This window comes from Alteromonas sp. AWM4_230 (genome assembly GCF_056158305.1).
The window spans coordinates 4260038-4286273 of sequence record NZ_JBSWTB010000001.1 but is presented as its reverse complement, the minus strand read 5'-3'; the positions used below and the strand labels follow the sequence as shown (position 1 = coordinate 4286273).

19 protein-coding genes, 1 pseudogene and 1 riboswitch are annotated in these 26236 nt (G+C 45.3%); of the genes and pseudogenes, 12 read left to right on the top strand and 8 right to left on the bottom strand.

The window, feature by feature from the left end; genetic code table 11:
• The first annotated feature begins 55 nt into the window (after window positions 1-55).
• The 8 genes and pseudogenes from ACXACS_RS18410 (at window position 56) to ACXACS_RS18375 (ending at window position 12013) form a co-directional block, all read left to right on the top strand.
• A complete protein-coding gene (locus tag ACXACS_RS18410; protein WP_474808756.1) occupies window positions 56-2980 on the top strand; it encodes a nitrate reductase in 2925 nt (974 codons plus the stop codon).
• Between the two features lie 12 nt (window positions 2981-2992).
• Complete coding sequence (gene cobA / locus ACXACS_RS18405) at window positions 2993-3970, top strand: uroporphyrinogen-III C-methyltransferase (protein ID WP_474808754.1); 978 nt, start codon at window positions 2993-2995, stop codon at window positions 3968-3970.
• A complete protein-coding gene (locus ACXACS_RS18400; protein ID WP_474808752.1) occupies window positions 3954-4940 on the top strand; it encodes a glycosyl transferase family protein in 987 nt (328 codons plus the stop codon). Before cobA ends, ACXACS_RS18400 begins: the two co-directional genes overlap by 17 nt.
• 436 nt (window positions 4941-5376) lie before the next feature.
• A complete protein-coding gene (locus ACXACS_RS18395; protein ID WP_474808750.1) occupies window positions 5377-6693 on the top strand; it encodes a methyl-accepting chemotaxis protein in 1317 nt (438 codons plus the stop codon).
• Between the two features lie 578 nt (window positions 6694-7271).
• Window positions 7272-8681, top strand: coding sequence for a CmpA/NrtA family ABC transporter substrate-binding protein (locus ACXACS_RS18390; protein WP_474808748.1), 1410 nt, complete (start codon window positions 7272-7274; stop codon window positions 8679-8681).
• Window positions 8682-8767: 86 nt separating this feature from the next.
• Window positions 8768-9763, top strand: a complete 996-nt coding sequence (locus ACXACS_RS18385; RefSeq protein ID WP_474808746.1) for an ABC transporter permease — start codon at window positions 8768-8770, stop codon at window positions 9761-9763.
• Between the two features lie 16 nt (window positions 9764-9779).
• The gene (locus tag ACXACS_RS18380) at window positions 9780-10655 is read left to right on the top strand and encodes an ABC transporter ATP-binding protein (protein ID WP_474808744.1); all 876 of its coding nucleotides are present in this window, start codon (window positions 9780-9782) and stop codon (window positions 10653-10655) included.
• Window positions 10656-10821: 166 nt separating this feature from the next.
• Window positions 10822-12013 (top strand): annotated as a pseudogene (locus ACXACS_RS18375) (alginate export family protein).
• Between the two features lie 69 nt (window positions 12014-12082).
• Here ACXACS_RS18375 and ACXACS_RS18370 read toward each other — a convergent pair.
• The 5 genes from ACXACS_RS18370 to ccoG all read right to left on the bottom strand — a co-directional run bounded on the left by ACXACS_RS18370 (window position 12083) and on the right by ccoG (window position 18540).
• Entirely contained in the window at window positions 12083-12673 is a 591-nt protein-coding gene (locus ACXACS_RS18370) for an HD domain-containing protein (protein ID WP_474808743.1), read from the bottom strand.
• Between the two features lie 78 nt (window positions 12674-12751).
• A complete protein-coding gene (locus ACXACS_RS18365) occupies window positions 12752-13384 on the bottom strand; it encodes a thiol:disulfide interchange protein DsbA/DsbL (RefSeq protein ID WP_474808742.1) in 633 nt (210 codons plus the stop codon).
• A 363-nt stretch (window positions 13385-13747) separates the two neighbouring features.
• On the bottom strand, window positions 13748-15670 hold the full coding sequence (locus tag ACXACS_RS18360) for a TonB-dependent receptor plug domain-containing protein (RefSeq protein WP_474808740.1): 1923 nt from the start codon (window positions 15668-15670) through the stop codon (window positions 13748-13750).
• 91 nt (window positions 15671-15761) lie between these two features.
• A riboswitch (cobalamin riboswitch) is annotated at window positions 15762-16025 on the bottom strand.
• Window positions 16026-16129: 104 nt separating this feature from the next.
• Window positions 16130-17113 carry a serine/threonine protein kinase gene (locus tag ACXACS_RS18355; protein ID WP_474808738.1) on the bottom strand — a complete coding sequence of 328 codons (984 nt, stop codon included), beginning with the start codon at window positions 17111-17113 and terminating at the stop codon, window positions 16130-16132.
• On the bottom strand, window positions 17110-18540 hold the full coding sequence (gene ccoG / locus ACXACS_RS18350; protein ID WP_474808736.1) for a cytochrome c oxidase accessory protein CcoG: 1431 nt from the start codon (window positions 18538-18540) through the stop codon (window positions 17110-17112). The genes ACXACS_RS18355 and ccoG overlap by 4 nt, the downstream gene beginning before the upstream one ends.
• A 481-nt stretch (window positions 18541-19021) precedes the next feature.
• Between ccoG and ACXACS_RS18345 the strand changes: the two genes are divergently transcribed.
• Together ACXACS_RS18345 and ACXACS_RS18340 are read left to right on the top strand one after the other, a co-directional pair.
• Complete coding sequence (locus ACXACS_RS18345; RefSeq protein WP_474808734.1) at window positions 19022-19387, top strand: hypothetical protein; 366 nt, start codon at window positions 19022-19024, stop codon at window positions 19385-19387.
• 118 nt (window positions 19388-19505) lie between these two features.
• On the top strand, window positions 19506-20051 hold the full coding sequence (locus ACXACS_RS18340) for a DUF3016 domain-containing protein (protein WP_179982362.1): 546 nt from the start codon (window positions 19506-19508) through the stop codon (window positions 20049-20051).
• A 95-nt stretch (window positions 20052-20146) separates the two neighbouring features.
• Here ACXACS_RS18340 and ACXACS_RS18335 read toward each other — a convergent pair whose 3' ends face one another.
• Entirely contained in the window at window positions 20147-21907 is a 1761-nt protein-coding gene (locus ACXACS_RS18335; protein WP_474808732.1) for an acyl-CoA dehydrogenase family protein, read from the bottom strand.
• 276 nt (window positions 21908-22183) lie between these two features.
• Between ACXACS_RS18335 and ACXACS_RS18330 the strand changes: the two genes are divergently transcribed.
• Together ACXACS_RS18330 and ACXACS_RS18325 are read left to right on the top strand one after the other, a co-directional pair.
• Window positions 22184-22975 carry an SDR family NAD(P)-dependent oxidoreductase gene (locus tag ACXACS_RS18330; protein ID WP_474808731.1) on the top strand — a complete coding sequence of 264 codons (792 nt, stop codon included), beginning with the start codon at window positions 22184-22186 and terminating at the stop codon, window positions 22973-22975.
• Window positions 22976-23127: 152 nt separating this feature from the next.
• A complete protein-coding gene (locus ACXACS_RS18325; protein WP_474808729.1) occupies window positions 23128-24003 on the top strand; it encodes an amidohydrolase family protein in 876 nt (291 codons plus the stop codon).
• A gap of 172 nt (window positions 24004-24175) precedes the next feature.
• Here the strand turns inward: ACXACS_RS18325 and ACXACS_RS18320 are convergent, their stop codons facing one another.
• Entirely contained in the window at window positions 24176-25360 is a 1185-nt protein-coding gene (locus tag ACXACS_RS18320) for a mandelate racemase/muconate lactonizing enzyme family protein (RefSeq protein ID WP_179982367.1), read from the bottom strand.
• A 55-nt stretch (window positions 25361-25415) separates the two neighbouring features.
• Window positions 25416-26183 carry a class II aldolase/adducin family protein gene (locus ACXACS_RS18315; protein ID WP_474808727.1) on the bottom strand — a complete coding sequence of 256 codons (768 nt, stop codon included), beginning with the start codon at window positions 26181-26183 and terminating at the stop codon, window positions 25416-25418.
• Between the last annotated feature and the right edge of the window lie 53 nt (window positions 26184-26236).

The following is a 26236-nucleotide window of genomic DNA, read 5'->3' as shown; positions in this document are numbered from 1 at the left end:
AAAGCCTTCTTGCAAAAACGCATTCAATTATTTCGAAATCGAAAAAGGTAATGAAATGAATATGGCTACACGACAACCCGACATGATGTCTGAACAATTAAGACAAACAACATGCCCATACTGCGGCGTAGGGTGTGGTGTAGATATCAGTTGCAACGTTAGCAAGCGTGCCACAACCCTGGACACTGTTAAAGGCACGCCAGAGCATCCCGCCAATTATGGAAGATTGTGTGTTAAAGGAACAAACCTGCTTGAAACAAACGACCTAAATGGACGTTTGCTTCACCCAACCATAGCAGGTCAATCGGTGGATTGGGACACGGCCACCGATGTGATTGCGGATAAGATCACATCTACCATTGCGCAGTATGGCGCGGATGCCGTTGCTTTTTATGTTTCAGGCCAGCTTCTTACTGAAGACTACTACATTGCCAATAAGCTTATGAAAGGTTATATCGGCAGTGCCAATATAGATACCAACTCTCGACTTTGCATGTCATCAGCGGTAGCTGCTTATAAGCGCGCCTTTGGTGAAGACGTGGTGCCTTGCGATTACACCGACTTAGAGTGTACAGATTTATTGGTAATTACGGGAAGTAATACGGCGTGGGCCCATCCTGTGCTTTTTCAGCGCATTCAGCGAGCAAAGCTGAAAAACCCAAATATGAAGGTCATCGTTGTCGACCCGCGCAAAACTGAAACCTGTACGATAGCCGACTTACACCTTCCTATAAAACCAGGTAGCGATGTTGCGCTGTTTAATGGCTTACTTAGCTATGCAGACGCACAAGGTAGAATAGATAGAACCACCGTCGAAACCTATGCCGAGGGGCTTGATGAAGCGCTTGAAAGTACAAGTGGCTTAACGCTGGATGACGTGGCTAGCGTATGCGATATAGAAAAAAGCAAGGTTAAGGCTTTTTTCGACGCATTCTGTGAAGCATCCAGCGCCATTACTTTTTATTCTATGGGCGTTAATCAGTCTTCCGCTGGCGTAGATAAAGCCCAAGCCATTATTAACTGCCACCTGGCTACAGATTTAATTGCCAAAGACGGTTGTGGTCCGTTTTCTATCACAGGTCAGCCTAATGCCATGGGGGGGCGTGAAGTTGGTGGCTTAGCTAACATGCTAGCTGCCCACATGGATTTAGAAAACCCTGAGCATATCGAAGCAGTAAAGGCCTACTGGCATGCACCCGTTATGCCCAAAGGTCAGGGGCTAAAAGCTGTAGACCTCTTTAACGCAATAGAGAGTGGCAAGGTTAAATTCGTTTGGATAATGGGGACTAACCCTGTTGTCAGTATGCCCAATCGCGGCCAAGTTGAGCGCGCACTTTCAAAATGTGACATGGTGGTGGTGTCTGATATTGTTGAATCTAACGATACGCTTAACTACGCCCACATTGCCCTTCCTGCCACAGGGTGGTCGGAAAAAGACGGCACAGTGACAAACTCAGAGCGCCGTATATCACGTCAGCGCGGCATATTGCCCCCGCCTGGAAATTCAAAACACGATTGGCAAATCATGTGCGACGTGGCGGTTAAAATGGGTTTTGGCGAGGCATTTAGCTTTACTCATCCGTCGCAAATATTCTGCGAATACGCTGGCTTAACTGGCTATCACAATAATGGCAAACGCCAGTTAGACTTATCACCTTTGCAAATGCTAAGTGAAGCGCAGTACAACGCTCTATCACCTATCCAGTGGCCTTTTCAGAGCGCGGTTTTGAATACTCCCTCATCCGGTACCAAGCTTAACGCAAACACTAAGCCCAACCTTATCAGTAAGCGTCCTTTTGAAGATAAGCAGTTTTCGACGCCTAGCGGTAAGGCTAAACTGATTCCCGTAACCTATAAAGCTCCACTGCAGGTTACTTCAGATGCATACCCTTTTGTCGTTAACAGCGGTCGAGCTCGAGATCAATGGCATACCATGACGCGCACGGGTAAAGCCGCAAAGTTACTCGCCCATATGCCGAGCGCCTCTGTCTACATAAACCCAAAAGACGCTGCTGAGTTAGGTGTTGCAAATAATGACCTCGTTTCTTTGGCAAGTGCGGTGTGTCAAGACGCCCCAGCTATCTATCCGGTAAAAACAGATGCGGACATGCGCAAAAAAGAAGTGTTTATACCCATACACTGGTCGGCGCAATGGGGTTCTCACAGTAAGCTAGGTGCACTTTACGCGAGCGCGGTAGACCCGATTTCAGGGCAGCCCGAACTAAAACACGCTGCAGTGGCTATTGCACCTGTACGTTACGCTACGTATGGAAAGCTCTTTTTATCATCAAAAATACAATCGTCACACGACTCAAAAAGCAACATTGATAACCCCAGTATTGATAATCCTAGCATCGATAATCCCAGTATTGAAAATCACGATGCGCTAAAGAAAGTATGTGATTACTGGAATAAAACACCGCTTGAGGCCGAAGGCGCTACATCAAGCGGAAGTAGTTCTGAAGAAGCGCTATCAGTATTAAACGTAGCGTCGAACAAAGGACGTCGAGAATTTACGCAAAGCTTGATACCACAGTTACCGCAAAACGCGGTGCTATTACAGTTTCACCATCACACTTTTTCAGTATGCCTTGCGCTTGTCGATGACCTACTGTGCTTCGCCGCATTTCTGGGCGATGAGCCAGAAAAAACAGGCTCGGCTCATGTGGCGGCACAGACAAAAAGCACTTGGTCAGTTCCGAATGCGTGGCTTGCCAGCCTATTAAATACGGCGATTTCCACTGAGTCACAACGCAATTTATTGCGAGGACAAGTGGATGACGCATTTCTAAAAGGCGATGTAGTTTGTAGCTGTTTTGAAGTACGTGAAAAGACGATTACAGATGCCATCACCAAAGGCTGTTTATCGGTAAGCGAACTTGGTAAGCAGTTAAAATGCGGCACTAACTGTGGTTCTTGCAAGCCCGCCTTGTCCGAGCTTATAGACAAGCATTTAGTTATAGAAACCCAATCTGTTTAGGAGCGTTAAATTATGTCAATTGCATCTAGTTGGTCTTTACCGTTTTTGCGCACCTTATTCAAACAGCAGAAACCTCTGTCTAATCTTTTTTATCGCGATGCAACTTCGAATAAGGCTTCGACAACTCGTAAGTGTAACGACACTTTTAAATCATTAGCTAAGTATGCGTACCTCAACAAGTGGCTGAAAACAGCAAACCTTGGTGATGGGCGTCAAAAACAGGGCCAAGTATTTATTGTAGGCGCAGGTCCTGGCGATGCAGAGCTACTTACCTTAAAAGCGTTTCGCCTTTTACAGCAAGCCGATGTGGTATTGTTTGACGCACTTGTAAGCGAAGATATTCTTTCGCTTATTCCATCTAGTGTAGCGAAAGAGTACGTAGGAAAGCGATGCAAAAAGCATAGTTTTACCCAAGACGCTATTTGTAAGCGGGTGGTTGAACTTGCCAGTTTGGGCCATACCGTGGTGCGACTAAAAGGTGGCGACCCAGCCTTGTTTGCGAGAACCTGCGAAGAAACTGATGCGCTAACAAAAGCTAACATTCCTTTTGCTATTGTTCCTGGTATTACTGCGGCATCGGGCGTGTCTGCTTATACGGGTATTCCTCTTACCGACAGGCGCTGTGCCCAATCGGTGAGTTTTATGACTGCACATTTTAAAGATGCTGAACAATGGCCTGAAATGGCGCCGATGGCGCAGAATGTATTAAAGCAAACCATGGTGGTTTATATGGGGCTAAGCCGCCTTGAGGGGCTTTGCAAAGGCTTGATGCAGCACAAGGTGCAAAGCACGTGGCCGGTAGCGGCAATTGAAAATGCTACATCGCCTCAACAGCGCGTAATTACTGGCGAGCTTGCTAATATTCATAGCAAAGTAAAGGCTGCAAATTTAACTGGGCCTACGTTACTTATATTTGGAAAGGTGGTAGAGTCTCGTCAACAGGTAAATACACTTCTACTACATTCATCCGAGCATGCAGCAACCATTTAGCGAATACATAAAAATTATTGGTAAGGGTCAAAAAGGGGGGCGTAGCCTCACCCGTGATGAAGCTTATCATGCCATGAAAATGGTATTGGCCAATGAAGTGACCGGCGATCAACGGGGCGCATTTCTTATGTTACTTCGCACCCGTGAAGAAACACCAGAAGAAGTAATTGGTTTTGTTGATGCATGTCGAGAATTGATTGAGCCAGAGGTTAAGACACTTACCCCAACGTTAGATATTGGGTGTTATGCAGGAAAACGTCGTCAGCTTCCTTGGTACTTACTGGCCGTAGCCGTACTAGCCAACAACGGTTATTCCATTATGCTTCACGGTGCCCATGAACCCGGTTCGGGTCGTCTTTATGCAAGTATAGCATTGCCAAAGTTGGGACTACCTGAAGTCACCAGTATCGCTGAGGCAAACCAGCAGCTTGCTGATAAAAGCGTAACCTATCTCGATTTATCTTACTTATTACCTTCGCTAGATACCATCATTAAGCTACGCGAAGTGTTTGGGCTACGCTCTTGTGCCAACACCCTAGCCAGGCTATTGAACCCCACCAGCGCAGAGTTTTGTGTGCAGGGGGTTTACCACATGCACCTTGACCATAAGCATTGTCGCGTTAATGAAAATTACCCGTCAATAAACGCCCTTTGTTTTCGCGGCGATGGTGGCGACCCCGAGGTTAACGGAGAACGAGAAACCGAACTTTTCATTACCCGTAATGGTAAAACTGACGAAGTAATAATGCCGGTGGTTGCTGACAAGTGGGCGCTAAAAGACAAAGATATGAACGTAGACGATATGCTCGACGTGTGGAAGGGTGAAGCGAACAGCCTTTACGGTGAACAGGCTATTTTAAGCACACTTGCCAGTTATTTGGTGCTCCTTCAAAATTGTGATGCTGCAGATGCCTTGTCGCAAGCACGACAGCTTTGGGCGCAGCGAGATAAGAACGCATCGCCATTCTAATGACTTGGTGTAATGACCATTTACTTTATTAGAGACCACGCTTAATTGATCGCGAACTACCAGCTTAAACATGAAATTTATCAGAGCATAAAAAGCTTGTTGATTGACGAAAAATTGCCAATCGTCGTATTGTCTTAATCGCTGCGTATATACATCGCTTCCGTAAAGTGAGGCTGAGCAAGCCCAGAGTTTGCTTGTTCTGGTTCACAGGGTAAGATCTTTCATAGACCAACAAATATTAATGCTTTTATTTTTGTTAATTCCTAATAATCTCGATTTCCTCTGCTATCTTTAATCAAAACCGAAAAAATTAGCTTATCGTTCCTGACACTAACCGTAATTGCGAGTGACGGAGCACGTACTATTTCAAATGTGCTGCATCGCCGAAGGGTTACTGGCTGACGAATAAGCGCGCTTAGTTCATCAGGAGCAGAGGATGTTTTTCAAAAATAAAGAGGTAATAGCTGAAAACTCACGTTTGAAAAAGGAGATTGAGGCATATCAAACAGTTCAGGAGGAGCTGCGCGAAGAGATGCTTTATATAGAATTAAACCCTGACGGTAGGGTTAATGCTATCAACGACTTGTGTTCTCAGGCAACTGGTTACTCAATAGGTGAATTAGAGGGAAAGTCTCTAGAGAGATTGATGAGCCAAAGTGCGCTTAGAAAACCTGCTGGACAGGATATGCTCGGTGCGATTAAAACGCATCGTCATTGGCATGGAGCAGTCAGTTTTTTAGATGCGAAAGGTCAAGAAATGTGGGTACGCGGTATTGTGCAGCCCGTTGATGACGCGAACGGTAACGTAAAATATATCGCCTTCTACATGGCAGAACAAACGCGAAACATCACTCTTAGCAACGAACTGCGCGATATGATTGCTGCGCTTCACCGCTCATCTGCTGTGATTGAGTTCAATTTAGATGGAACGATAATAACAGCGAATGACAACTTTCTTAAAGGTATGGGGTACACCCTAGAGCAGATAGAAGGTAAGCATCACAGAATGTTTTGTACCGAACAAGAAGCTAATTCAGAAGAATATAAACATTTCTGGCGGGACTTAGCTGAAGGGAAATTAGAATCAGGTAGGTTTAAGCGAATAGATAGCCGGGGCAACGAAGTTTGGTTAGAAGCGTCGTATAACCCAATTAGAAATGAAGACGGAAACCTTTATAAAGTCGTTAAGTTTGCCACCGTCATTACTGAGCAAATGCAGCGTGAGTTTGCAATTTCTGAAGCGGCTAATGTGGCATTTAATATCTCGCAAGAGACAGGAGAGCAAGCCCGCAAAGGAAATGAAGTGCTTAATGCCACAGTGAAAGCAATGAATGAGCTCACCACTCAAATGGGCAATGCGAGCGAAGGCATCAAAGACCTCGATGAGCAATCACAAAAAGTTGCCGATTTGGTACAAAGTATCAGTGGAATTGCTGATCAAACCAATTTGCTCGCGCTTAACGCCGCTATTGAAGCCGCTCGCGCAGGTGACCAAGGTAGAGGGTTTGCTGTTGTTGCCGATGAGGTAAGGCAGTTAGCTTCACGAACAAGCAGTGCTACAGAAGAAATAGTCAACGTTGTTGTAGAGAACAGAAAACTTACTGAAAATGCCGTTCAGCTTATTGAAGCAGGACAGGAAAAAGCCCGCGATGCACTTGAATATTCAACGCAATCAGGTAACGCGATGGGTGAAATTCAAAGTGGAGCGAATGAGGTAGTCAACGCTATCGGACAGTTCACTAAACGTCTATAGAGCAAAGCGTCTATCATTCGTGTTAGGCGTGTTTATACGTTTAAATATACTCAATCGTGGTGCTTGTTTGCTCGCACCATGGTTGAACACCTCCCCCGTTTTGGTGCACAAAACCTTTCTTTAGTTTGAAAGTGCCTAGCTATATTTTTAAGTATTCCTTTAATAATCATATGGTTAAATTTTTGGCACGTTGGCTGCAAATACATACGTGCAAAACAACGTTGCCATACAAGGCTGCGAATGCGACACGACTGCTTATGCATCGTGTAATGCACAACATTTTCCATAGTGTGAATAAGAAAAATTATTAGGAATCAGTGGAGAACGGTAAGGAAGCTCCTACTTCTCCAGCATTTATGGCAAATGATAATAATAAGAAAAGATGGTTTTATTAAGCTAAAGCTTTTTTATAACCTCCCTTTAAGATGAGGTGTGTGAGCGGGAATTCCTGACTTACCAATAACAACTTGATGCGTTAGTAATTACTCCGATGTTACTAACACGGCAACGAAGCCCACCGTGCTAGACATGCAAATGTCTATAGCTGGTGGGTTTTTTTTTGGCTACGAGGAACACGTATGACTGGGTTAAAGACAACATCATTACTAAAACGCTTTAGAACGGTGGGCGCGAGCGTTTGTGCTGCACTTGTCGTTTCTGTAGCAACATTTTCACCATCTGTTTCAGCACAAGCGCCCGCAGTAGGTTGGCCAGAGAAAGAAGAACTGAAGTTTGGTTTTATTAAACTGACTGATATGGCGCCGCTTGCTGTGGCGTATGAAAAAGGCTTTTTCGAAGATGAAGGGCTATACGTCACATTAGAAGCGCAAGCAAACTGGAAAGTGCTGCTAGACCGGGTTATTGATGGCCAGCTAGATGGCGCTCACATGCTTGCAGGTCAACCGCTTGGCGCGACTATTGGCTTTGGTACGGAATCCCATGTAGTTACTGCGTTTAGCATGGACCTAAACGGAAATGGCATTACCGTATCAAACGAGATTTGGGAGAAAATGAAGGCGCACATTCCACAGGAAGATGGCAAGCCTGTACACCCAATCAAAGCTGATTATCTTAAACCGGTTGTTGATGAATACCGCAACGCCGGTAAACCTTTCAATATGGGCATGGTATTTCCTGTTTCTACCCACAACTACGAGCTGCGTTATTGGCTAGCAGCAGGTGGCATACACCCAGGTTATTACGCTCCTCATAAAGGTGATACCGCAGGCCAAATCGATGCACAAGCACTATTGTCTGTAACGCCACCACCACAAATGCCAGCGACTATGGAAGCAGGCACTATTTATGGCTACTGCGTAGGTGAGCCATGGAACCAGCAAGCGGTGTTTAAAGGTATCGGTGTACCTGTAATTACCGATTATGAGATCTGGAAAAACAACCCTGAAAAAGTGTTTGGTGTAAGCCAAGGTTGGGCTGAAAAGTATCCAAATACTCACATACGCGTGGTAAAAGCCTTAATTCGTGCAGCAATGTGGTTGGATGAAAACGACAATGCTAATCGTCCTGAAGCAGTAAAAATTCTTGCTAAAAGCAACTACGTTGGCGCAGACGAAGACGTACTGGCTAACAGCATGACGGGCACCTTTGAATACGAAAAAGGCGACAAGCGTGACGTGCCAGACTTCAATGTGTTCTTCCGCTACAACGCTACTTACCCGTACTACAGTGATGCAATTTGGTATCTCACACAAATGCGCCGCTGGGGACAAATTTCAGAAGCTAAGTCTGACGATTGGTACAAGGAAACGGCCAAAAAGGTCTACAAGCCAGAAGTTTATGCCCAAGCTGCTAAAGCGCTTATCGCTGAGGGTAAAGCAAAGGCATCTGATTTCCCTGAGTTTGGAACGGAAACAGGTTATAAGCCGCCTCAGAGCGAGTTTATTGATGGCGTAACGTTTGATGGAAGCAAGCCTAACGCTTACTTAGAGCAATTTGATATTGGTCTTAAAGGCGACACTGTTCTGTAAGTGTCTCGTAAAGTTGCCTCGTCGACCCTCAGGTGAGACGGGGCATTCAAAGCGCAATAGCGCACATTAAATATCAGGAGCAAGCAATGAGCAAGATGACAACCATTCTTCGCCTTCCATCATCGCCGTCAAACGCAAACTCTTTATTGAGTCGTTTATATCAATCCACGCCTGCGTTGTTGCTGCCTGTAATCGGCTTGCTGATGTTTCTGGCCATTTGGAATGGCGTTGCAAAAAGTATCGATACATCGTTAGGCCAATTTCCAGGCCCTGCACAAGTTTTTGAACAAGCGGGTGCTTTAATAGACGAGCATGTCGCCCAGCGTGAAAAGGCAGATGCTTTCTATCAACGTCAGGAAGAACGAAATGCAGCGCGTGTGGCGCAAGACCCTACTTATGAGCCTAAGATACGAGACTTTACCGGTGCACCCACTTTCTTCGATCAAATTTGGACCAGCCTTTACACCGTTATGGTTGGATTTTTTATTGCATCAGTAGTCGCAGTTCCATTGGGTATTTTGTGTGGTTTAAGTAAATCAGCATACACGGCTATAAACCCACTTATTCAGTTATTCAAGCCCGTTTCGCCACTAGCCTGGTTGCCACTAGTTACTATGGTAGTAAGTGCGCTTTATGTCAGTGAAGACCCAGCGTTTTCAAAGTCGTTTGTGACTTCTGCCTTCACGGTCTCGCTTTGTTGCCTATGGCCAACCCTTATTAACACAGCGGTAGGGGTGTCAAACATTGAAAAAGATCTTATTAACGTGAGCAAAGTGCTGCGTCTTACGCCTTTTGCGCACCTTACGAAAATAGTACTGCCATCTTCAATTCCAATGATTTTCACTGGGCTTCGATTATCGCTTGGTATCGGTTGGATGGTACTCATAGCAGCAGAGATGCTTGCCCAAAACCCAGGGTTAGGAAAGTTTGTCTGGGATGAGTTTCAAAACGGAAGCTCAGAATCCTTAGCCCGAATCATGGTGGCAGTATTAACTATTGGTGTCATCGGCTTTGTATTGGACCGTCTAATGTTATCAATTCAGCGCGCGGTAAGCTGGGATAAGTCGAGCGTATTACGCTAATTTTGAGGAGAAATTTATGCATACTAAACATTTAGAATTAGAGCAGGTAGGTATCGACTTCCCAACTCCAAAGGGCCCCTTTACTGCGCTTCAAGATGTAAATCTTAAAATTAGCAAAGGTGAATTTGTTTCATTGATTGGTCACTCTGGTTGCGGAAAATCGACAGTGCTGAATATTATCGCGGGTTTACACCAAGCGACTTCAGGAGGCGTAATATTAGATGGCGCTGAAGTGAAGCAGCCCGGACCAGAGCGCGCCGTAGTATTTCAAAACCATTCGCTATTGCCTTGGCTTACGGTATATAAGAACGTTGAGTTGGCCGTTAAATCCACCATGCGAGGTAAGAGTAAAGGCGAGATGCGCGAATGGATCATGCACAACTTAGAGCTTGTACACATGACTCACGCACTCGACAAATTGCCAAGTGAAATCTCCGGGGGTATGAAACAACGAGTAGGTATTGCGCGCGCGCTGGCAATGGAACCTAAAGTGTTATTGATGGACGAACCGTTTGGCGCGCTTGACGCATTAACTCGTGCACACCTTCAAGACTCTTTAATGGAAATTCATGCTGATTTGGGTAACACCGTCATCATGATTACCCATGACGTGGATGAAGCAGTATTGCTATCTGATCGCATCGTAATGATGAACAATGGGCCCGCCGCCACCATTGGTGAAATTCTAGATATTGAGTTGCCTCGCCCGCGTGATCGATTAGCGCTTGCCGACAACAAACAATATAACCACTACCGACATGAGGTATTAACCTTCCTTTACGACAAACAGAAGAAGGTTGAAACCGTTACTTCACGTACTAACAACGCATCATCAAAACCCAGCGGGGTGACATCTGAAAAAAAAGACACTAAAAAATCAGATGCTGCCTAGCACTATCGGCATCTGATAAGAGCGGTAGCTTTACCGCCTACAACGTATAACTTTCACTTTTTAACCGGCATTTTCATGCTGGCTGGGTAAGTGTTGGCTAATAAAAAATTAAAATCAAAACCGATAGGGAACACGCATGAACACGTTTAAAAAACTAAGCATTAATATGTTAGCTGCCTCTGTTATGGCAGTTTTAGGTGGCAGCGCAATGGCAGCTGATATTCATACCGCGCTAAGCGACTCAAAAGCATGGGCAGATCTAAACTTGCGTTATGAGGCCGTAGATCAAGACAACGCGCTAGAAGATGCAAGCGCACTGAGCTTACGTACCCGTTTAGGCTTTAGCTCGGGGAGTGTTAATGGTTTCTCGTTTACCGCCGAAGTTGAAGATAGCCGCATTGTAATGGGGCAAGATGAGTTCACCGTAGGGCCTACTGGCTTCAATGTGGGTGAATACTCGGTAATTGCCGACCCTGAAACAACGGAAGTTGACCAAGCCTTTATTCAATACAAAACAGATGACTTTACCGCCAAGGTTGGTCGCCAGGTTATTACGCTAGATGACCACAGATTTGTTGGTCACGTTGGTTGGAGACAAGACCGTCAGACCTTTGATGCCATAAGCGCAAAATATGCGGCAACTGACAATCTAGAGCTTTTCTATAGCTACTTATATAAGCGTAACCGTATTTTTGCCGAAGCTGCTGATTTAGATTCAAAAGATCATATCCTTCACGCTACTTATAAGTCGAAAATAGGTAAGTTTGTGGCCTACGCGTATTTATTAGAAGTAGATAATGATACAGACAATGCACTGGATACGTATGGCGTAAGCTACGATGGTAAAATGAAAGGTGACAGCATAAATTGGGCTTATGGCGCTGAGTTTGCTACGCAATCGAGCGAAGCTGGCGCAGGAGAGACAGCCACTGATTTCGACACGTCTTACCTAAACGCCTATCTAGCCGCAACCTTCTCTGGTGTAACCGCTAAAGTCGATTATGAAGTACTCGGTTCAGATGATGGACTGTACGGGTTTGCTACACCTCTTGCTACTCTACACAAGTTCAACGGTTGGACCGATCAGTTTTTGGGGACACCAGCACAAGGCTTACAAGACCTTAAGTTTTCACTTTCTGGCGGCCTCAGCCGGTGGTAAGTGGCTTTTGGCTTATCATGATTTTAGCGCTGACGACAGCAGCAATGGCGTTGATGATTTAGGTAGTGAATTCAATGTTCAATACACCAAGAAATTTGCGGGTAAGTACAATTTCGGCATCAAGTACGGTACTTACGACGCGGGCGATATAAAAGTAGACGCTAATCGCTTTTGGATGTGGGTTGGTACGCGTTTTTAATTGCTATGCGAATTAACGCTCAGATCTAACCTAGCGTTATAGCTTCACGAAACTAGATTGGCTAAGTCGTTATTGACTTAGCCAGCCTTTTTCAACGGCTATATCTAGCTGCTGCATAACATAGTCCCACAGTGCTGGCGCACACGATTTCAAGTGTGCATTTCGCGCCTCAATTTTCTCTCTTGCAATACCGTGACGCTTCCAGCTTCCTCCATTGTCTTTCATATTTTGAAATACAGGAAGTACTCGGTCCATGGCTTTAGCAAATTCTGCATCGGCGGTTTCTGCGGCTTCAAACTCAAGCCATAAATTGAGCAGTTCGCTATCAAGTGGGCTTGGCAATAAACCAAAAATGCGCTTTGCGGCCGCGAGTTCCTTCTCAGCTTGTGCGTCATGGTCGGCTTGCTGGTTAAACGCGAACATATCACCAGCGTCAATTTCCACGATATCGTGAATAAGGATCATGCGAATAACTCGCGTGATATCAATTGGCTTGGCTGCATATTCACTCAACATATTTGCCATTAACGCAACATGCCAGCTGTGCTCTGCGGAGTTTTCTTGGCGATAGTTATCACTTGGAAGCGTAATCTGACGCTTAACCGCTTTGAGTTGATCAAGTTCACAAATGAATTCGGCAAAGTTGCTTACTGCTCGCATTCGGGGGCTCCTAGGCGTAAAAATGGGCGCAAGAGCGCCCATTTCATAATTAAAGGTGTTATTGGTTGTTAAACCAAATTACTTCTGCTCTGACAACCACACGATAAGGTCAGCGATGTCATCGTATGACATATCAGCGGTAAACGTTGGCTGATATTTACCGTTAATAATAAAGCTAGGTACACCTGTTAGGTGCTCACGGTACTCATCAATTTGCTGTTGGTTTTTGCGCACCATGCTATTAACGCCGAAGCTCTTAGCCATTTTATCGAATTCTGCACCGTCTATGCCATTAACCACGAAGATGTTGCGAAGGTCTTTCAGCCCTGTGATAGACGCGCGCTGTTTATGAATGTAGTTAAAGATAGCACCGTTCATTGCATCTTCTTGCTTCATTGCGCGGGCAATTAGCATAGCTTTAGTCGCATCGTCCTGAACTTCTGGGCCGGTGAAGCGCATAAAGTTTACGTGTACTTTATTGAACTTAGTACCGTCGCTTTTCTTTTCTTTAATTTGTGCAACGATTGGCTCGAACTGGAAGCAGTGCGGGCACCAAAATGAGAAGTACTCAGTAATTACGGGTTTATCTGTGGCTTCTTTATCAAGCACTTTAAAGTGCGTGCCTTCTTTCCATTTAGACGCTGGCTCTTGAGCGCAAGCTGTTAATGGCAAAAGCATTGCCATGACAAACATTACTGCAAACTTTTTCATGGATTATGATCCTGTATTAAAAAAACGATTATCGATGTTGAGATTATCACAGGCTTGTTTGCTTAACTAGGACCTGTTTCGCAACAAAGTCTTAGTACGCGATGGGGTTAACATTACCTGCGATGGGATAAGCGATTGTCGCAGAATAAACCTCTTACCATGAATAGAATATGAATAGCATTTACTGATACGGCTAGAGTAGGGGGAGATAAAAAAATGTGCCGAAGTTTAAGCCTGCGGCAAAGAAGGGCGATGATAAGTAGAAGTAAAAGCTACAATAATAAAATAGACGCCAAACTATTGAACGAAAAACGGCTACACCACTGTGTAGCCGATTGAATTGCTAGGCTTGGCCTAAATTAACTACATAGTATAGTTAACAGAAAGCAGTGCTCTTTGCTCCTGCCCCGCATAACCTACAATATCTTCATAGTCGGTATCGAATGCATTGTCGACTTTCAGCGAGACCTGCCACTGACTATCGATTTGATAACCTACGTTAACGGTAGCAAGGGTATAAGCTGAAAGCGCTAACGTTTGAGACGGCTCAGGGAATGGTGGGAAGAAAGTGTCGTAACGGCTTCCGGTGTAGGCCAGCTTGGTGTAAAAGCTAAACTTTTCTGTACCAAAGTCAGTGGTATAAGTTATCGAGCCTTGATGGCGAGCACGACGTAACTCTGTGCTTGTGATACCACTGTCAGTTTGCTCAGCGTCTAGGTAGCTGTAGGCGGCGGTAAGGTCCCCATAGCCACTGTCCCAGTCTAGCTCTACATCGATGCCTTCCCGAGAACTTTCACCATCGATATTATCCGCACTGAACGCACCTAAGTCAGAAACATAAACAAAGCCGTTAATTTCGTCTTCAAGATCGGTGGTATAGGTACTGATTTGACCAGAAAGCGATTGCCAGTTGGCTTTAACACCTACTTCCCACTCTTCACTGGTTTCAGGCTCTAGGTTAGGGTTTCCGATGAAGCTCGCTGGGAAATAACCAAAGCGTTCAGTAAAGGTTGGTGTTTTAACGGCTCTACCATAGCTTGTGAAAACAGCGTAGTGGTCGTTAAGTTGCCATGTCAAACCGCCGCGATAACTTACGGCATTGTCGAACTCACTATTGTTGTCGAACCTTGCGCTTAATGTTGCCGTTAGCGACTCGGTAAACTGACTGTTTGTTTCTGCAAATACGCTGTAGGTGTTGTCGTGTTGTTTTTGGTTAGGATCGCCAAATACAATAGGGCCGCGCTGGTCAAAAAGGCGCTGTAGATATTCAACGCCGCCTGCAAAATCCCAATTGTCGATGGTGTAAAAACCGGTCCAGTTTAATTCAATACGCTCACCCGTGGTGCCGCCTGTATCCGTACCCGATTCAGTATTATCGTTTTCATCTTTACGATAGTGTGCACTTAATGCCGAACGGTAGCCTGTGTTTTCAGGGGCAAATTCCCATCTTAATTTCGCACTAACTTGTGTGCCATCTGTCACGTTATCTGTATCAGCGGGAAGGCCGGTTATGACAAAGTCAGTACCGTCATAGTCATTTTCATATTGAACAGTACGTAAATTCGCGATGAAGGTGTGCTCGGTGGTGGCGGCATAATTGAGGTTTATGCCAGCAGTCATATTGTCATAGCCATCGTCTTCGTTACCAACGCGAGATACGTTATCTCCGTCAGTCCTAATATAGCTCGCGTAGGCAGACACTCCCACGTCATCGCTCTGTGAGCGCGCATTCATGCTGCCCTGAAGGGTACCTTGAGAGCCAATGCCAGCTGAAAAATCTACGTGAGAACCATTGTCGGCAAACTGGCCAGATTTAGTGGTAATGCTCAGTACACCACCAATTGCACCGCTACCCCACCTCGCACTTTGCGGGCCGCGAAGTAGCTCAATGCGCACTACGTTGGCGCTAGTAAGATGAGCAAGGTCAACAAGACTCCCTTGGCCTACATCGTTGGCAACAACACCATCAATTAAAACAAGTAGATGGTTGGTTTCACCGCCGCGCACGCGCAGCTCTGTTAAGCCACCAGGACTGCCTGACTGAGACAAGCTAACGCCCGGTAGGCCGCGAATGAGGTCAGTAAGTTGAAGTGCGCCCGAAGCTTTAATGTCGCTTTCAGTTAGCACCGATACTGAGCCAGGCAGTTTAGTTAGCGAAATAGGTAAACGGGTGCCGGTGACGGTTAGCGTTTCAATATCTTGGTTTGAAGTTTGCGCGAAGGCAGATGTGCTTAAGCACGAAATAACTGCAGCGCTAAGGGCTGCTTTAGTAAAATGTGTACGCATGGTTTTTATATTATCTTTGATGCGCTCCACCCGAGCACATGATGAGTGAAAGTGCACGTTGTTACTTATTCTTTTGAATAGGAGCAAAAAACGACACCATGAAGTACAGGCCGGTATCCGGGCTTACTCGCCAATACCGATAAGGTAATGGCTCTTTTGCCTTCCCATCTAGTGGCGTCTGATTGCGCTGAAGCGCGTTGACGTATAAAAGACAGTGGCGAATGAAAAGAAAACGACAATGCGTTGAGTTTACCGTTGCGGGGGCAGCATCAGCTTTTCACTGATTTCCCGTTTAACTATTGTCACAGTAGTAGTTATGGAGCGCGACAAAAGCACCTACACAGCGCGATTATATAGAACTTAAAAAGTGATAGCGAATACGGTTTCTTATAAATTACGCTTTTTCGATTTGTATAAAAATATCGAAAAAGCGCTTTGATAAGTGATGTAAAAGTTGGATCAGTAACCTAGTTTCAACGGGGGCTCTTGGAGTGCAGATAGCTGTTCTTTAAGGGCAAGTATTTGGCCTTCCCAATATTTGTCTTCAGCAAACCAAGGGAACGCACGAGGAAACGCAGGGTCTTCCCACCGACGAGAAAGCCACGCCATGTAATGCACCATGCGCATTGCTCTAAGCGGTTCGATAAGCGCTAACTGAGCCGTATCGAATTCGTGAAATTCTTCGTAGGCCTCTACTAGGGTATCTAGCTGCAAAAGCTGCTGTTGGCGGTCGCCACTTAACATCATCCATAAGTCTTGAATAGCGGGTCCCATACGGCAGTCATCTAAGTCAACGAAGGTTGGACCGTCGCGCCATAGTATATTGCCTGGATGGCAGTCACCGTGTAAACGAATATTCGATGTTGGCTTATACGCTTGTTGGGTGGCCTCAATAACTGGATTGAGTATGGCAAAAAAGGCCGTCTTTAAATGCTCGGGTAGCAGTGTGCTTTGCAACAGAACCTGTTTGGGCTCATCAAGGTAACTTTCAATGTCAATTGAGGGGCGATCTGCAAACTCTTTAGCTGACGCAACGCGATGGATACGACCAATAAAACGCCCCATCCATTCGAGCTGATCAAGGTTGTCGTTTTCAAATTGTCTACCGCCTACCGAAGGGAATAGCGTAAATCGATAGTCAGTCTCTGCCACCGTATGATGATGGAGTGTTTTACCGTTTAAAGCTAAAGGTGCAGCCAATGGGATTTCGTTATCCATTAGCTCTGCAGCAAACGCGTGTTCTTCAAGAATTTGCGCATCTGTCCATCGACCTGGGCGATAGAATTTTGCCACATAGCGCTGACCGTCTTCAGCCAAAAATTGATAAACGCGGTTTTCATAGCTGTTGAGCGCTAGCAGGCCGCTTTGAAGAAAAATGCCCTGACTTTCCAGGGCATCTAATATGGTGTCTGGGCTAAGCCCAGAAAAAGAAAAATCTGTCATCGATAAAGGAACTTCGTTGGTTCATCAACCGTAACCGTTTCCCCATCAATAGTGGTGGTTACACTGATAAAAATATCGGTAACCGTATCTTCCAGATTATAAGCGTCCGTTGCAACAGAAATCGGCGTACTGTAAACCGCACCACCTTTAACTGTTACTTCTTGCTCGCCTATGTATTCGTAGTCAGGAAGACCTTTTACAGCAATAGTATACGTTTGCTCTTGCTGGGTTTTGTTGAGCACTTTTATGGTATATACGTTTTCAATAAGCCCTTCATTGGTCTCGCGGTACAGTGAGTTTCTGTCGCGGATGATGTCGACTTCAGTTGGGCTGCGTGTCCAAATATTGGCGAACAACAAACCTGTCATCACCAGAAGAACGACAAAGTAACCAATTAGTTTAGGTCGAAAAACGTGAGTCTTACCACCAGCAAGTTCTTCCTCTGAGGTAAAGCTTATCAAGCCTTTGGGGTAGCCCATTTTATCCATTACGCCATTACAGGCATCAACACAGGCACCGCAGTTGATGCACTCGTATTGAAGGCCGTTGCGAATATCAATACCGGTAGGGCAGACTTGAACACATAAATTACAGTCAATGCAGTCACCTAAGCCTTTTTCCTGCACCTGTTCGTGACTGAGCTTTCGAGGGCGTGGGCCGCGCTGTTCGCCGCGTTTTGCATCGTAAGATACGGTAAATGTATCTTTGTCGAACATGGCAGATTGGAATCGTGCATAAGGGCAAATGTGGGTACACATGATTTCACGCATGTAGCCTGCATTCCCGTAGGTACAAACTGCAAAGAAAATAACAGAAAACCCTGCCCAGAAACTGGTATCGAATGTGACGAAATCAACAAACAGAGCATCAATTGGCGTGAAGTAGCCGACAAAGGTTAGCGCAGTTAATAGGGCTACCAATACCCAAGCGGTATGCTTCGCCGTTTTACGCAAAAATTTATCTGCATCCATTTTACGCGCATCTAGCGCTATACGCTTGTTACGCGGGCCTTCGAACTTCTCTTCAAACCATGTGTATATGTATACCCATGTCGTTTGTGGGCACATAAAGCCACACCACACTCTACCTGCGAAGGTGGTGACAAAAAACAATGCAAAAGCGGAAACAATGAATATATAGGCCAGTAAGGTAAGGTCTTGAGGCCACAAGGTAAGCGAGAAAATAGTAAAACGTTGCTCGCCAATATCAAGCAGTACGGCCTGATGGCCGTTGTACTGAATCCATGGAATGATGGCAAAAAGGGCTAAAAAGAAAAGACCGAAGAAACGTCTAAACGTTTCCAAGGGGCCCTTTACGGCGCGCACATAAATACGGCTACGGGAGTCGTGACGTTTACCCTCTGTGGCTCCTTTGGGTTTATGTACTTTTACCGGTGTTACGTTTTTGACCGGTATTTGTTCATTCATAGCTTAACCTTATGTGACGTAACAAACTGCTTGTGCAGTATAACCGCGTTCAACACGTCATATTTAATATAGATCAATAATGCGGCGTATGGTCTATCTTTTTAAACTTTCAGTCAATACTGAAAGTTCAGAAAATAATGCTGGTGGCTTGTTATTTTTCTTTTGCATTATGTCATTTTGTAAATTTCTACATACAGCGACATGGCTAATAAGCGTAAAATTGAATAAATGGTTAGCCCTAAAAAGTGTCGGTCGAAAAAGTATACAAGTTATACCTTAGTATAAACTATCGTGTTTACAGTAAGTTAGATAACACACTACCATGCAGCGCAATTATGTGGCCAATAAGTGTCCAAATCATGTACAGTGAACCTTGTTGTAATACAAATTAGCAAAGCATTTATTAAGTATATTGTTGGTGAAAAGCGCACAAAGTAGGCGCTATTTGTTGTAAACCCCTATCAAAGTTAGCTGAGAAGTTATGTTACGGTTCTTTATTATCGCTGCGGAAATTATTGTTTTGGTAATAGTGCTGCGCTCTCCTTTTGTCCAGTATTTATTTGAAGATATTCAAAACTCTGTCTCTGACTGGCTGGTGTCCATTGCCACCCTTCCAGAGCGAAAAGAGTTACGTAGTTTGCAAGATAAAATAAATATTGAACTAAGCCCTTTGAAACCTTACCAGCAAAGCTACGTTAAACTAATTACCGCCGATGCTGCAAGCGTAAAACGCTTTCACCACACCTATTGTGAAAACGATGATATAAACCCTAATTTTACGGGAACTAAACGCGCAAAACTGTGCCTAATCATTAAGCAGTCGCCGGTTATGCAAGTTTCAAAGTGACATTAGCTTTTTGAGTAAGAAAAAGTTAAATCTAAAACTTTTCTAATGTTTTTTTGATTAATAACTTTCTCAACGCTTGCTAACTTAAGGTTAAACGACTGAATTTAGGAGCATGAAAGTGAATAAATTACGTACTTTTTCTTGTTTAAGTTGCGCCGCAGCCGTAGGGGCTCTAGTTGTTTTTGCGCCAACCCAAGCCGCTGAGGTAGAGATAACATGGGAAGAGCCAGAATCTTACAGCGATGTCAGGCCAGCCAATGAATCTCGTAAACGCTTTCGTGAGCGAACTTTAAAAGACTTAGAAGAACACATTACAGAATTAGCTAGCGACCTGCCCGAATCACAGGTACTGTCGATGACGGTGACAAACGTTGATTTGGCTGGTCAAGTTTGGCCGAGCCAGTTTGTAGGTTTTGGCAGCGGGGCTGGCAGCGATGTGCGAATAATTAAACGCATAGATATTCCAAGAATGACGTTCAGCTACTCGCTATCTAATTCTGATGGTCAGGTCATTTTAAGTGGTGAGGATGTGAAGCTTAAAGACATGGACTTTATGGAGTCGAATATCCGTCACAACCGCACCGAGTCGTTATCGTACGAGAAAGCCATGCTAAACGACTGGTTTGCTGATACGTTCTCCACGCAAGTCGCGGCAAACGATTAATACACCTTTTTAAAAAGGTAATAAAAAAGGTCACGTGTAGTGACCTTTTTTGTGTTTTTAGTCCAGGTTTGTTGGGCTAAGAAAGCGTGTATAGCTTACAGGTAATCAAATTCATTGCCCGAAATAGCGAGTGTGCTTTCAGGGCCTGCTTTGTAAGCGGCTTTATGTGCGTCACGGCGTACTAAAATACGTTCCATATAGAAGTCACGTGTTTTCATCTTTGAGGCGGCAAGTACCATATTGCCCGATGCCTGAGCTTTATCAGCCATGCTGTACCAAAGTACACCAATCAATGAATAGGCGCTGTATGCTAAGTAATCACAGGCAGCTGCCGCCGCGGTAGTTGCATCCATACCTAAACAATCGGCTGAAGATGCACGCCAATCATCAAGAATACCTTGAGCGAGACCTTTCGCTTCACTGTCTTGAATGTCGCTAACTAATGCACTAAACGCTTTATAAGTAGCTTCCATCATTTGTCCGCCATCGCGGGTAAGCTTACGGCCGATAAGGTCTAGGGCCTGTATACCGTTCGTTCCTTCGTACAGCATTGCAATGCGCACATCGCGCATAAGTTGCTCCATGCCCCACTCACGAATAAAACCGTGACCACCGAATACCTGTACACCGAGGCTAGTCGTTTCAAGGCCCATATCGGTCATAAAGGCTTTACAGATAGGCGTTAAAAACTGAAGTATTTTGTCGGCATCTTCTTTTTCTTGGCCCTCACCAAGTTTTTCTACGTCCATAAATTTAGCGTAGAAAAGTGAAAGTGCACGGCAACCTTCAATCAATGATTTCTGTGTAAGTAGCATACGCGCTACGTCAGGTTGAAAAACGATTGGGTCTGCTTTGCCCTCTGGGTTTTGGATACCCTGAGGTGCGCGAGACTGCACACGTTCGCGTGCGTAGGTTAGCGCGCCCTGGTACGAGGCTTCTGCTGCACCTAAGCCTTGCAGGCCTACTTGGAACCGAGCATCGTTCATCATAGTGAACATGCATGCTAAACCTTGGTTTTCTTCACCGACAAGGTAGCCTGTTGCGCCGTCGAAGTTCATCACACATGTCGGGCTCGCTTTGATCCCCATTTTGTGTTCAATGCTTCCTACTGAAAGGCTGTTCGCCTCACCTGGCTCATTGCTAGCATCTGGAAGGAATTTAGGCACTAAAAACAGGCTTATACCTTTAACACCTTTTGGTGCGTCAGGAAGGCGAGCTAGCACAAGGTGAATAACGTTCGAGCTCCAGTCTTGATCACCAGCAGTAATAAATATCTTGTTACCGGTTACTTTGTAGCTACCGTCGCCTTGTGGCTCAGCTTTAGTGCTAAGCAAGCTCAAATCGGTTCCCGCGTGAGGCTCGGTCAGGTTCATTGTACCTGTCCACTCACCGCTGATTAGCTTAGCAAGGTAGATATCTTTCAATTCTTTACTGGCGTGCTTAGTAACAGCAAGCGTGGCGCTTTCGGTAAGCATGGTGGTTAAGCGCCAGCTTAAGTTCGCCGCGTTTAGCATTTCGTGAACAGGCACCGCCATAGTGTACGGCAAGTCTTGCCCGTCGTACTCGGCAGTGCCTAGCATTGCGTTCCAGCCGTTAGCAACATATTCCTGATAAGCATCTGCAAAGCCTTTAGGTGTGGTAATTTTACCGTTTTCAAGCTTACAGCCTTCCTCATCGCCCTCACGGTTAAGAGGGGCAACCACATCCAAGGCAAACTTTGCGGCTTGCGCAATAATTTCATTGGCTAGTTCGCTATCAAAGTCGCTGATACCGAGCTTTTCGTAGTGAGCATCAAGTCCAAGCCAGTCTTTTAATAAGAACTGAAAATCAGTTGTAGGGGCGTGGTACAGAGGCATGGATGACTCCTTTTTCAAACAAGTGTTTTAATTTTGCCTATTATAGTCACAAAAAGCGTAGTCCGAATAGTCCGTTAAAGGAAAGTTAATAATAAATTTGGATGATGTGGCAATGAGAGCAGCCCATGGAAATGCTGGTGATGATGTCTCGTGTGCCACTGTTAATATAGAATGGTGAACACAAATGCTTAGCTTGCTTGCAATTCACATACTCAGTGGCATGCTTAGCCTACATTGAAATAACACATACGCACCAGCAACACGGTACATAAAGTCATGAATTCAGATAGCGCGAAGAAAAACCTTGAGCATAGTAGTAATGAAGCGCAGGCCCCGGTTTGTATAGTCACGGGGGGAAGCTTGGGTATCGGTTTTGCAGTATGCAAGTTGTTTAGCGAAAACGGCTATCAAGTGGTTAACTTAGATATAAGAGACTTTGAGCAAGCTGTGCCTAACGCTATTTGGAAGCCTTGTGATGTAAGCGTGGTAAGTAACGTTGAAGCTGCAATCGATGAAGTTATGACGGCTTATCAACGCATAGACGCGTTAGTGTGTAATGCTGGTATCCACGTGTCTGCAACTATTGAGGATACCGACGAAACCTTGCTTGATAAGGTGCTTAGCCTGAACGTTAAAGGCGCCTATGGCGCAATTAAATCTTGCTTGCCGACGATGAAAAAGCAGGGAAGTGGAGCCATTGTGGTGATGGGATCTGATCAGTCGTTTGTAGGAAAGCGAAACTCCTTTGCCTACGGGGTAAGTAAAGGTGCGCTGGCGTCTATCGCAAAAACCACGGCACTTGATTATGCCCCATACAACATTCGCGTTAACGCGGTATGCCCAGGAACCATTGAAACCCCTTTATTTCATAACGCGATTGACAATTATGTAGCTCGCTCTGGTGTAAATAAAAGCGATGTAGTAGCTGAAGAAGCTGCAGCCCAGCCCATTGGGCGATTAGGTCAGCCAGAGGATGTAGCGGAACTGACCTATTTTTTATGTAGCGACAAGGCGTCTTTCATCACAGGAAGTTTGTATGCTGTGGATGGGGGCTACACGGCTCAATAGAAAGGGCGAGATAAATAGAGCTCAACACAAGCGGCGCAAAAAGAGGCACAGAAGGCGCAGCTCACTAGTGAGAGCGAAATAGGAACACAGCAAGTAGGTGATGTAAAAAACGCCACAGTTAACCGTACAAACTTTGGGTTAAAGAATAAAAAATGATTCAGCATTCACAAAGGTGGGTAGACCCTCATATTCATCTTTTTGCTTTAGATGAAGGGCAGTACGATTGGCTAAAACCCACTAATGCGCCTTTTTGGGCTGATAAGAAAAATATTGCCAAAAATACCACAGAGGCGATGCTTCATCGGGCTTCTCTAGGACAGCTTTATGGGTTTGTGCATATTGAAGCTGGCTACGATAACAGTAGACCGTGGAGAGAAATTGCCTTTCTAGAGCGTCATTGTACGCTGCCATTTCGCTCGGTTGGTTGCATAGATTTAGCTGGCTATAGTGTTGGCAGTCATATTGACAAGCTAGAACTTTACCCCTCTGTACGTGGACTTCGCCATATTTTAGATGACGACGCTGCAACGCTTTTGCGCGCCCCTAGAGTAAAATGGGCGATTAGTCACATGGCTTCTAAAAGCTTGTCTTTTGATGCTCAGTTAAATATTGCGGATACTAACGCCGTAGTTGCATTACTTAATGTATTAGAACAAAACCCAGCTTTGAAAGTAGCAATCAACCACGCCGCTATTGCGCCACTTGATATAAATAGCTTTGCGTTTAGAACATGGCGGCAGAATATCCGCGACTTGAATGAAACCGGGCAGGTTGCGTTTAAGTTTTCAGGGTTAGAAATGCAAGAGCGGAGGTGGCACTGGCAGCGAGCCAACTATATTTTTGAAACCTTATTGAACACAGTTGGCACAAATCAGGTCATGTTTGCGAGCAACTTCCCGTTGTGCCAGTGGCGAATGCCTTATGCAGCGCTTTGGCGAGGGTTCTCGAATATGATAACGCCGCTTTCTGAAACTCAAAAAGCGGCGCTGTTATCTATAAACGCTAAGCAATGGTATGACATCGCTTAAGCGCTAACCTGAAACAAACTTCACAGCTTATTTCGGCGTTGTGAATCTGCGCAGGTATCTTTCATAAATACCTAGCGCAGATACCTAGCACAGATACTTTGCACAGATACCTTACACAGGTGCTTTGCGTAGGGACCGTGCAGGCTTACCAGTGTGCCTGTATGTCACTTTGCTATTTAAGTTCCGTTACCGTCATATGTGGCGAGCGGTAAACCACCTCATCGTTTAGGTCAATACCGATTCCAGGCGTGTCGGGCGCTTCTATAAAGCCGTTAACTGGCTGAGGGTCTTGAATACAAAGCTCACGGTTCCAGTCTTTGATGGCATAGGTGTGATGCTCGTGAATTAAAAAGTTTGGAATAGCCGTTTCTAGATGCAGACTTGCCGCCGTAGCAACTGGGCCGCCGCAAACGTGAGCCTGAATGCGAACGTCGTAAATGTCGGCATAGTCGCATACCTTTTTCGCTTCTGTGAATCCACCGCAAAGGCCAACGTCAGGTTGAAGTACATCAAGAGACTGGTCTTCAAGGTACGGGCGTACGTCCCAGCGGTGATACAAGCGTTCACCGCCCGCAATCGGCACGTTGACGTTCTTCGCCACTTTGTCGTGAAGTTTAGAGTTAAGGTAATTAACCGGCTCTTCATAATACAAGCAGCCAATTTCTTCTACGATATCGCCGAGCTGAATGGCCGTTGATGCACCTAACAAGCTGTGACATTCAAAGATAATGTCGCCATCTTCGCCCATGGTGTCTCTAATTGCCTGAAGGCGAGCTTTGAAAAGTTTAAGCTCGGGCTTAGTAAACAGCTTAGTTCTGTCAAAGTGAGTGTTGCCATCTTTATCGTAAACGATGGGATCAACTTTCACGGCGTCGTAACCGTCTTTCAGGGCTTTTTCAGTAGCGCGAGCATAATCTGCTGGGTCATTAAGTTTGGTGACTTCTTTATCCCAGTCAAACTGTAGCTGGCTGGCATAGCTGCGGAGCTTGCCATTTGTTTTACCACCAAGTAGTTCGTAAACAGGTAAGCCAAGTGCTTTGCCTTTAATATCCCAAAGCGCGGTATCAATGGCGCTCATTGCGGCATAAATTACCGGGCCGCCGCCTAGTCCCCAAAAGCCTTCGCGCAGCATTCTCGACCAAAGCAGCTCAGTGTGGAAAGGGTTAAAGCCAATTAGCATGGCTTCGGCAATTTCCTTAATCATATGCGCTGCGGCGCTGTGACCCCAGTCATAAGCAAGCCCTGCTTCACCTACGCCAGTAATGCCTTCATCGGTATAAACACGCACAAAAACAGGGTTCCACTGGGGGCGTTTAGGGCATTCGATATCAAAAATTTCTACTTTGGTGACTTTCATGTGTTAAAACAATTCCTGTTTAAAAATGAGTTGGCGTTTAGCTAAATAGGCTTAATTATTCGCAAAAACTTGGATCTAATTTATAGGCTTTGCGCAACATAGCAGGCCATGCTTTTTGACCGCCAGTCTCGCCGCTGTGAACAACATTTGCCTGAGCATATATACCATCAATAATGCTTTGCGGTATTTCGATAACTGATTCGTTAGATTGCATTAATGCAAGCTGAATTTCGCACGCACGCTGTAAATCGTAAAAGCGCATAAAGGCGTCGCCAACAGTTGGGCCAAGGGTTAAACCGCCATGGTTAGGCAAAAGCATATGATTCGTATCACCAAGATCGTCTTGCAAACGCTTCTTTTCGCTATCGTCTACGGCCAAGCCTTCATAGCTGTGATAAGAAAGCGAAGGAAGCGAAAACATTGAATACTGACTCCACGGCTTCAATCCGCCTTTCACCGAAGCCACAGAGATGGTAGCTAATGTATGTAGGTGGATGACGCACTGGGCGTCGTGGCGCACTTCGTGAATGGCACTGTGAATAGTGAATCCGGCCGGGTTAATTCCATAGGGTGTGTCGTCAAGTATATTGCCGTCTAAGTCGACTTTTACCAAGTTAGAAGCCGTAACTTCATCGAAGGTAAGCCCAAAGGCATTAACAAGATAATGGTCTGTGCCCGGTACCTTGGCGGAAATGTGGGTATAGATAAGATCGCCCCATCGCATATCGGCAACTAACCGATAGCACGCCGCTAAATCAACACGGGTTTGCCATTCTAGTTCAGATACTTTGCCTTTTAGGCTTAATGTTGGCAGTGAAAACAAGCCACTTCTCCTGTTTATTCAGTTGGGACAATTTACCAATCCCCGACACATTG

What these genes read in the sequence shown, in the direction of transcription:
- ACXACS_RS18410 (WP_474808756.1), top strand. Translation starts at nt 56, where the DNA reads ATGAATATGGCTACACGACAACCCGACATGATGTCTGAACAATTAAGA.
- cobA (WP_474808754.1), top strand. Translation starts at nt 2,993, where the DNA reads ATGTCAATTGCATCTAGTTGGTCTTTACCGTTTTTGCGCACCTTATTC.
- ACXACS_RS18400 (WP_474808752.1), top strand. Translation starts at nt 3,954, where the DNA reads ATGCAGCAACCATTTAGCGAATACATAAAAATTATTGGTAAGGGTCAA.
- ACXACS_RS18395 (WP_474808750.1), top strand. Translation starts at nt 5,377, where the DNA reads ATGTTTTTCAAAAATAAAGAGGTAATAGCTGAAAACTCACGTTTGAAA.
- ACXACS_RS18390 (WP_474808748.1), top strand. Translation starts at nt 7,272, where the DNA reads ATGACTGGGTTAAAGACAACATCATTACTAAAACGCTTTAGAACGGTG.
- ACXACS_RS18385 (WP_474808746.1), top strand. Translation starts at nt 8,768, where the DNA reads ATGAGCAAGATGACAACCATTCTTCGCCTTCCATCATCGCCGTCAAAC.
- ACXACS_RS18380 (WP_474808744.1), top strand. Translation starts at nt 9,780, where the DNA reads ATGCATACTAAACATTTAGAATTAGAGCAGGTAGGTATCGACTTCCCA.
- ACXACS_RS18370 (WP_474808743.1), bottom strand. Translation starts at nt 12,673, where the DNA reads ATGCGAGCAGTAAGCAACTTTGCCGAATTCATTTGTGAACTTGATCAA.
- ACXACS_RS18365 (WP_474808742.1), bottom strand. Translation starts at nt 13,384, where the DNA reads ATGAAAAAGTTTGCAGTAATGTTTGTCATGGCAATGCTTTTGCCATTA.
- ACXACS_RS18360 (WP_474808740.1), bottom strand. Translation starts at nt 15,670, where the DNA reads ATGCGTACACATTTTACTAAAGCAGCCCTTAGCGCTGCAGTTATTTCG.
- ACXACS_RS18355 (WP_474808738.1), bottom strand. Translation starts at nt 17,113, where the DNA reads ATGACAGATTTTTCTTTTTCTGGGCTTAGCCCAGACACCATATTAGAT.
- ccoG (WP_474808736.1), bottom strand. Translation starts at nt 18,540, where the DNA reads ATGAATGAACAAATACCGGTCAAAAACGTAACACCGGTAAAAGTACAT.
- ACXACS_RS18345 (WP_474808734.1), top strand. Translation starts at nt 19,022, where the DNA reads ATGTTACGGTTCTTTATTATCGCTGCGGAAATTATTGTTTTGGTAATA.
- ACXACS_RS18335 (WP_474808732.1), bottom strand. Translation starts at nt 21,907, where the DNA reads ATGCCTCTGTACCACGCCCCTACAACTGATTTTCAGTTCTTATTAAAA.
- ACXACS_RS18330 (WP_474808731.1), top strand. Translation starts at nt 22,184, where the DNA reads ATGAATTCAGATAGCGCGAAGAAAAACCTTGAGCATAGTAGTAATGAA.
- ACXACS_RS18325 (WP_474808729.1), top strand. Translation starts at nt 23,128, where the DNA reads ATGATTCAGCATTCACAAAGGTGGGTAGACCCTCATATTCATCTTTTT.
- ACXACS_RS18320 (WP_179982367.1), bottom strand. Translation starts at nt 25,360, where the DNA reads ATGAAAGTCACCAAAGTAGAAATTTTTGATATCGAATGCCCTAAACGC.